The organism is Variovorax cryoconiti, assembly GCF_051216395.1.
Lineage (GTDB): Bacteria > Pseudomonadota > Gammaproteobacteria > Burkholderiales > Burkholderiaceae_C > Variovorax.
Map to the genome: position 1 here is coordinate 1 of NZ_JBPJZI010000032.1, position 1298 is coordinate 1298.

1 protein-coding gene is annotated in these 1298 nt (G+C 67.3%); it reads right to left on the bottom strand.

Translation table 11 applies throughout. From position 1 onward, the window contains the following. Positions 1–1298 (bottom strand): efflux RND transporter permease subunit (locus ACSFA2_RS25465; protein ID WP_435458117.1); only part of this gene is annotated, 1298 nt, incomplete at both ends.

A 1298-nucleotide genomic window follows, 5' to 3' on the forward strand; every position in this document is an offset into this window, starting at 1 on the left:
GCGCCGGTGAAGCCGACCACTGTATCGACCGCCTCGTCCTTGCGGATGATGTCGACCACCTGCCGCAGCTTGGCGGCCAGCGCCTGCGACGAAATGCTCTGGTCGGCGCGCAGGCCGCCGTTGAGCTGCCCGCTGTCCTGCTGCGGGAAGAAGCCCTTGGGCGCGGCGCTGAAGAGATACACATTGAGCCCGACCACCGCCACCAGAATCAGCATGACCAGCGCCTTGCTGTCGAGCGCCCAGTCGAGGCTGGTCTCGTAGCGCTTGAGCACCCAGTCGTAGCTGCTTGCAGCCATGCGGCCGAAGCGCCCCTGCGGCTTGCTCTTGTCATGCTCGCCACCGGGCTTGAGCAGCCACGCGCACATCATGGGCGTGGTGGTCAGCGAGATGACGAGCGAGATCATCACCGCCGCCGACAGCGTTATCGCGAACTCGCGGAACAGCCGGCCGACCTGTCCGCCCATGAAAAGCAGCGGAATGAACACCGCCACCAGCGACACGCTGATCGACAGCACGGTGAAGCCAACTTCCTTCGCGCCCAGCAACGCCGCCTTCATGCGCGTCATGCCCGACTCGATGTGCCGGCTGGTGTTCTCGAGCACGACGATGGCGTCGTCCACCACGAAGCCGGTGGCCACCGTGAGCGCCATCAGGCTCAGGTTGTTGAGGCTGAAGCCCAGCAGGTACATGACCCCGAAGGTTCCCAGCAGCGCCGCCACCGTGGCCACCGCAGGCACGATGGTCGCGCGCACGCTGCGCAGGAACAGGCTGACCACCAGCACCACCAGGATGACGGAGATGACCAGCGTGAGCTCGACCTCGCGAAGCGAGCCGCGGATGGAGTTGGTGCTGTCCGACGCCACCTGCAGCGTGACGTCTGGCGGCAGCTGCGCCTGCAGCTCGGGCAGCAGCGCGCGCACGCTGTCGACGGTCTCGATGATGTTGGCCGCGGGCTGCCGCGTGATCAGCACGATGATCGCGGGCTCGCCGTTGAACAGGCCCAGCGTTCGCGTGTCTTCCACGCCATCGACCACCTCGGCCACGTCCTGCAGCCGCACGGCCGCGCCATTGCGCCAGGCGATGACCATCGGCGCGTAGTCGCTGGCGCGCAGGGCCGGCGTCTGCGTGTAGATCTGCAGCTTGCGGCCCTCGCCCTGGACCGTGCCCTTGGGGCGGTTGGCGTTCGAGGCCTGGATGGCGGCGCGCACGTCTTCTGTGCTGATGCCATAGCGGCTGAGTGCGAACGGCAGCAGCTCGATGCGCACGGCTGGGAGCGAGCCGCCGCCGATTTCGACATC